The organism is Paenibacillus alginolyticus DSM 5050 = NBRC 15375, from assembly GCF_000422905.1.
Classification (GTDB): domain Bacteria; phylum Bacillota; class Bacilli; order Paenibacillales; family NBRC-103111; genus Paenibacillus_E; species Paenibacillus_E alginolyticus.
This window is the reverse complement of the sequence record NZ_AUGY01000189.1, coordinates 1-5,566: the sequence shown is the minus strand read 5'-3', so window position 1 is coordinate 5,566 and position 5,566 is coordinate 1. Positions and strand designations below refer to the sequence as shown.

The 5,566-nt window shown below is 50.0% G+C and carries 6 protein-coding genes and 1 pseudogene; all 7 read right to left on the bottom strand.

What is annotated here, in order from left to right:
- Positions 1–219 (bottom strand): annotated as a pseudogene (locus tag G519_RS51850) (IS5/IS1182 family transposase); the annotation flags it as partial.
- Between the two features lie 259 nt (positions 220–478).
- Positions 479–1,084 (bottom strand): imidazole glycerol phosphate synthase subunit HisH, encoded by a 606-nt coding sequence (gene hisH, locus G519_RS0137640; RefSeq protein ID WP_029198934.1) that lies wholly within the window; start codon positions 1,082–1,084, stop codon positions 479–481.
- Positions 1,085–1,086: 2 nt separating this feature from the next.
- Positions 1,087–1,695 carry an imidazoleglycerol-phosphate dehydratase HisB gene (hisB, locus tag G519_RS0137635; RefSeq protein WP_029198933.1) on the bottom strand — a complete coding sequence of 203 codons (609 nt, stop codon included), beginning with the start codon at positions 1,693–1,695 and terminating at the stop codon, positions 1,087–1,089.
- Positions 1,695–2,981: a histidinol dehydrogenase gene (gene hisD, locus G519_RS0137630; protein WP_029198932.1), complete on the bottom strand. Its 1,287-nt coding sequence runs from the start codon at positions 2,979–2,981 to the stop codon at positions 1,695–1,697. The genes hisB and hisD overlap by 1 nt, the downstream gene beginning before the upstream one ends.
- A gap of 66 nt (positions 2,982–3,047) precedes the next feature.
- Positions 3,048–3,683, bottom strand: a complete 636-nt coding sequence (gene hisG, locus G519_RS0137625) for an ATP phosphoribosyltransferase (protein WP_029198931.1) — start codon at positions 3,681–3,683, stop codon at positions 3,048–3,050.
- A 179-nt stretch (positions 3,684–3,862) separates the two neighbouring features.
- Positions 3,863–5,080 (bottom strand): ATP phosphoribosyltransferase regulatory subunit, encoded by a 1,218-nt coding sequence (locus tag G519_RS0137620; RefSeq protein WP_029198930.1) that lies wholly within the window; start codon positions 5,078–5,080, stop codon positions 3,863–3,865.
- A gap of 215 nt (positions 5,081–5,295) precedes the next feature.
- On the bottom strand, positions 5,296–5,566 hold a 271-nt coding region (locus tag G519_RS51200), incomplete at its 5' end, for a hypothetical protein (protein ID WP_051254078.1).

Sequence of the window (5,566 nt, the reverse complement as noted above, 5' to 3'; positions counted from 1 at the left end):
CTCATATGTTGTAAATCCTTCCGTCATTCCAATAATGACGGAGCGAAATATAGCCGGGTAATTTTGTCGATCGGGTGCGCCTAACGAACTCTTTTTTGCTAATGCTGAGTAAATTTTGGGCATGTCGATTGTGTCGAAAATGGTGGCATATTTCTGCTCAGGTTGTAAATTGAATAGGTCTTGCAGGGAAAACAGGCTTTGCTGCCGAATCAAATACATTAGGAGAACTCCCTTCTCTTCTAGTGTTTGGTGGTACTTACACTTTCGATTAGATGGGGAGGTTCTCCTTTTTGCATCCGCCAGAAACCCTTATCTGGCGTGGGTTTTGAATTGTGAAACTTACTCTTGCAGACTTCTATTTCCTCCTAAATCAAGCCTTTTCAAGCTTTTCATACCGAATAAGAGTCCCTAGAAGCTTCTATCTGTGTCGAATCCACCCTTTTGCACCAAATAAGAGACGGTAAAGACTGTTATTTGCTTATTTACACATAGCAAGGAAATTATTTAACAGCTGCATGCCGATATCTCCGCTTTTTTCGGGGTGAAACTGCATGCCGTATACATTATCTTTGCCCACAATGGCCGTCACTGGCTGATGGTAATCCGTTACCGCCAACAGATCGCCTTCGCGCTCCGGCTTCGCATGATAGGAGTGAACGAAGTACACGTGCCCTTCTTCGATACCTTGGAAAATCGGATTCGCATTTTGCTTATAGACTAATCGATTCCAACCCATATGCGGCACCTTATAGTCGCCGCGAAAGCGAACGACCGAGCCAGGCAAAAGGGCAAGTCCCTCATGATCCCCATGCTCCTCGCTGCTGGCGAACAACAACTGCATGCCAAGGCAAATACCTAATAGCGGCTTACCCGACTCCGCATAACGGATAACGACATCATTCAGCCCCGACTCGCGCAGTTGCTCCATCGCATCTCCGAATGCGCCTACGCCCGGCAGGATAGCGCCCTCAGCTGCAAGGATCTGCTCAGCATCCCCAGTTACGACTGCTTCGTAGCCTAGACGCTCGACAGCCTTGCTTACACTGTGTAAATTACCCATTCCATAATCAATAATGGCGATCATTCCTACAGCACTCCCTTCGTCGAAGGAACCCCCTGCACACGAGGATCAATCGATGTCGCTTCATCCAGCGCACGGCCTAATGCTTTAAATACAGCTTCAATCATGTGATGCGTGTTCTGTCCGTAATGCACGATAACATGCAGCGTAATACGGGATTCCAGAGCAAACTTCCACAGAAACTCTTGTACAAGCTGCGTATCAAAGCTGCCCACATTTTGTGAAGGATACTGCGCACGATATTCAAAATGCGGTCGGTTGCTAATGTCGATGACCACTTGAGCAAGGGCTTCATCCATCGGAACGAAGACGCTAGCATAACGCTTAATCCCTTTTTTATCGCCTAATGCTTCACGAAGGGTTTGACCTAAGCAAATGCCGATATCTTCAACCGTATGATGATCATCGATTTCAATATCGCCTTTAGCGACGACATTCAGATCGAACTGTCCGTGTTTCGTGAACAAATCAAGCATATGGTTCAAGAAAGGAACATCGGTTTGGATCTCAGAGACCCCAGTTCCATCTACTTGAAACGCGAGGGCAATGTCAGTCTCATTCGTTTTGCGGGCTACACGCGCTGAGCGAGTGATCCCTTTATCTTGTTCAGCCATTATTTCAACTTCCCTTCCTTCTTGAGTCGGATCTCTACCGCTCTTGCATGACCTTCCAACCCTTCATTACGAGCCAGCGTCATAATCATTTCGCCGTTTGCGATCAGCGCTTCCTTGCTATAGTGAATAACGCTTGATTTTTTGAGAAAGTCATCCACATTCAGCGGCGATGAAAAACGGGCTGTGCCATTCGTCGGCAGCACATGGTTAGGTCCAGCGAAATAATCACCGACGGGTTCCGCACTGTAGGCGCCGAGGAATATAGCTCCAGCATTCTCAATGCGAGGCAGCAAATTAAAAGGCTCCTGTACCAGCAGCTCGCAATGCTCCGGCGCCAAGCGATTGACAACGTCAACGCCCTCGTCCAAGTTATCCACAAGGAGTATAGCTCCTTTGGTCGCTGTGGACACAGAGGCGATCGCTTTCTTCGGCAGCACATCCAACTGCCGCCACAGCTCTTGCCGAACCGCTTCGGCAAGCTCTCTCGAAGGTGTCACCAGAATCGACGGTGACATCTCATCATGCTCGGCCTGCGCCAGCAAATCGGCCGCGACGTATTCAGGATCGGCGTGCTCGTCAGCAAGCACGACGATGTCCGTTGGTCCGGCGATCATGTCGATATCGACGACGCCGAACACGAAGCGCTTCGCCAGCGCGACGTAGATGTTGCCGGGACCGACGATTTTATCGACCGGGGGGATCGATTCCGTGCCGTAGGCCAGCGCGGCTACCGCCTGCGCCCCGCCTACGCGGTAGATCTCTTTCACACCCGCTTCGGCTGCTGCCACGAGGATATGCGGGTTGATGCCCTCTTCCCCCGCGGTGGCCGGAGGCGTCACCATCGCGATCTCCGGCACCCCCGCGACGATCGCGGGGATGGCGTTCATGAGCACGGAGGAAGGGTAAGCCGCCTTCCCTCCGGGCACGTACAATCCGACCCGCTTCAGCGGTCGGATGATTTGGCCCAGCAGGCTGCCATTCGCCTGCAGGTCCATCCAGGACGTGCGTTTCTGCTTCTCATGAAACGCACGAATGTTGGCGGCGGCTTGCCGCAGCGCCGCCAGGAACTCGGCGTCGACCTGCGCGTACGCCGCTTGGATCTCCTCGTCGCTGACGCGAAGCTCAGCGACGGTGACGCGGTCGAACTGCTGCGCCATGCGCCGCAGCGCGGCATCTCCGTCCTGCCGCACCTCATCGATGATGCGGCGGACGGTCTCATTTTGCTCGGGTGAGCCGTATTCGACCTCGCGGTTCAATTGAAATTCCGAGGCGGGAAGTATCCGCATCTTCATCATCCTCTCTTGATCTTGTTCCTTATCTATATCGATTGCACCATTAAAGCACTTTCCGCTCTACACCTTCATCACAGGCAAAACAGCCTGGAGCATATCACACAACCGCTGAATGGACTCATTCTTCATGCGGTAACTAACCCGATTCGCAATTAAGCGGCTCGTAATTTGAAAAATCTCCTCTTGCTCCACGAGTCCATTCTCCCGGAGCGTCTCTCCCGTTTCAACCATATCCACGATCCGGTCAGCAAGACCAATCAGCGGCGCCAGCTCGATAGAGCCGTTTAGCTTGATCACCTCAACCTGCTGCCCCCGCTCGCGAAAATACTGAGAAGCGACGTTCGGATACTTCGTCGCGACGCGCGGATTAATCTCTTGCTTCCAATCTGGAAGTCCAATAACCGACATCCTACAGCGTGCTATGCCCAGATCCAGCAGCTCATACACGTTGCGGTTCTCCTCCATCAGGACATCCTTGCCAACAACTCCGATATCCGCTACACCATATTCGACATAGGTAGGAACATCCACCGGTTTTGCCAAAATGAATTCCATTCTTGCTTCATGAACAGGAATGATTAACCGGCGCCCTTCTTCCAGATCCTCTGGAATCGGCAGACCCGCTTTATGAAAAAGCTTCGCTGCTTGTTTATAAATACGGCCTTTCGGCATCGCTACTTTTAAAATATCATCCACCGTTCCAACCTCCTTCAAGCTTCCAATCAACCGAGTGAGACCCAGCTCTTGCTCTCTTGCTCTCTTGCTTTTGTTACTCCCGCTACTGCTTTTGCTTTTGCTTTTGCTTTTGCTTTTACTCTTGCTTTTACTCCCGCTCCAGCATCACTCTTGCACTAGCTCTCGCAAACATATAATAATCAAACCGCCGAATCAATCATCGTAATAACATCACTGTAAACCGTTCCGCGAAGCTCGTACTGGCCGTCTCCCTTGTTCAACAACTCGTTCGACCAAGCTTCATACTCGCTCACCAACTGCGTGATAATGATAACCTCATCATCACTGCTGCGCATAGCTTTCGCCAGCTGCAGCGCTTCTTCACGATGCTCTGCATCGTAAGCAATCAGCACGCGACCTGGCTGCTCCACTTTCTCTTTGGCTGTAACCTCTAGGATTCGGTTCGTTTTAAGCGCAAACCCCGTCGCCGGAGCCGGACGCCCAAACTGACTCAGTAGATTATCGTATCTGCCGCCGCTGCAAACCGGGAAGCCTAAATCGGCTGCATAGCCCTCAAACGTCATGCCTGTATAGTAGGAGAAATCTCCAATCATTGTTAAATCAATGACTACATGCTCACTAACTCCATAGGCTTTCAATACATCCCATACCTCGCATAAATGACGAATCGCATCCTGGGCGATAGGGTGCTGAGATACCATTCGAGCTTGCTCGCAAATTTCATCTCCGCCTCTAAGTCGCAGCACGCCAATAAGCTCACGCTCTACATCAGGTGTAAGAGCCAACGACTTAATGGCTTCGCGGTACCCCACATAATCACGACTGAGCAAATGCTCTTTCAGCGCGAGCTGTGCATCACTGCGTCCTTCCAGCGTTTCCTGGAACAAACCGTTCAGGAAGCCTACATGGCCGAGCGCGATCTTGAACGCGCCTACGCCAGCCGCCTGCAATGAAGCAATCGCTAACGCTACTACCTCAGCATCCGCTTCGGAAGAAGCATCTCCAATAAGCTCGACGCCCGTTTGGAAAAACTCGGAATCCCGTCCAGCTTCCTCTTCAATCGAACGAAACACATTCGAATGATAAGATAAGCGCAATGGGAACGCATGTTCTTTGAGCAAGGAAGAAGCTACACGCGCAATTGGCGCTGTCAATTCAGACCGCAAAACAAGCGTCTTTCCCTTACGATCAAGCAGCTTGAACAGCTTTTTATCTTCTGTGGAGCTCGCAACACCAACCGTATCGTAATATTCGAGTGTAGGCGTAATGATCTGGTTATAACCCCAGCGTTCCATACAGGCCAATACACGGAATTCTATATTTCGCAGCTTCGTAACCGCCTCGGGCAAATAATCTTTAACCCCTAACGGTTTTTCAAATACTTTTGGCTTTGACACAGTCTCACCTCAACATGTAGGAATTCAATTTCCTTTTCATTTTACTTTAACGCAGTGACGTGCTACCATACTACCAAAATAAAGAATGTACGGCTATTTTATCACGTAAGCTTAGGACCGTCAATCGTCTTTCCCCTGATTATAAGCTCTTAATATCCTCATTCACACGGAACAAAATCACCCTACGGGTGAATAAACATTTCTAGCCGACGGTTTTACTCAATCCTCGGCTTTTCCTTTCTTACCATCGTCCCATTACATGCAGGGCAAAAGAAAGTCGGTTCTTCTCCATCTTCATCTCCCCATGAACATTCATCCACGATGAAATCGGGAACTGGGTCTATACACCCACATTCTAAACACACGTAATCAATAAATACATCTGGATCATTCATTCCGAGCCAATCTTCTATCGTGCCTTCCATCCCTTTGTTCAGCTCATCCAGCTGCTTTTTCTCTTTGTTTTTTTCGTCTTTCATATGCTTG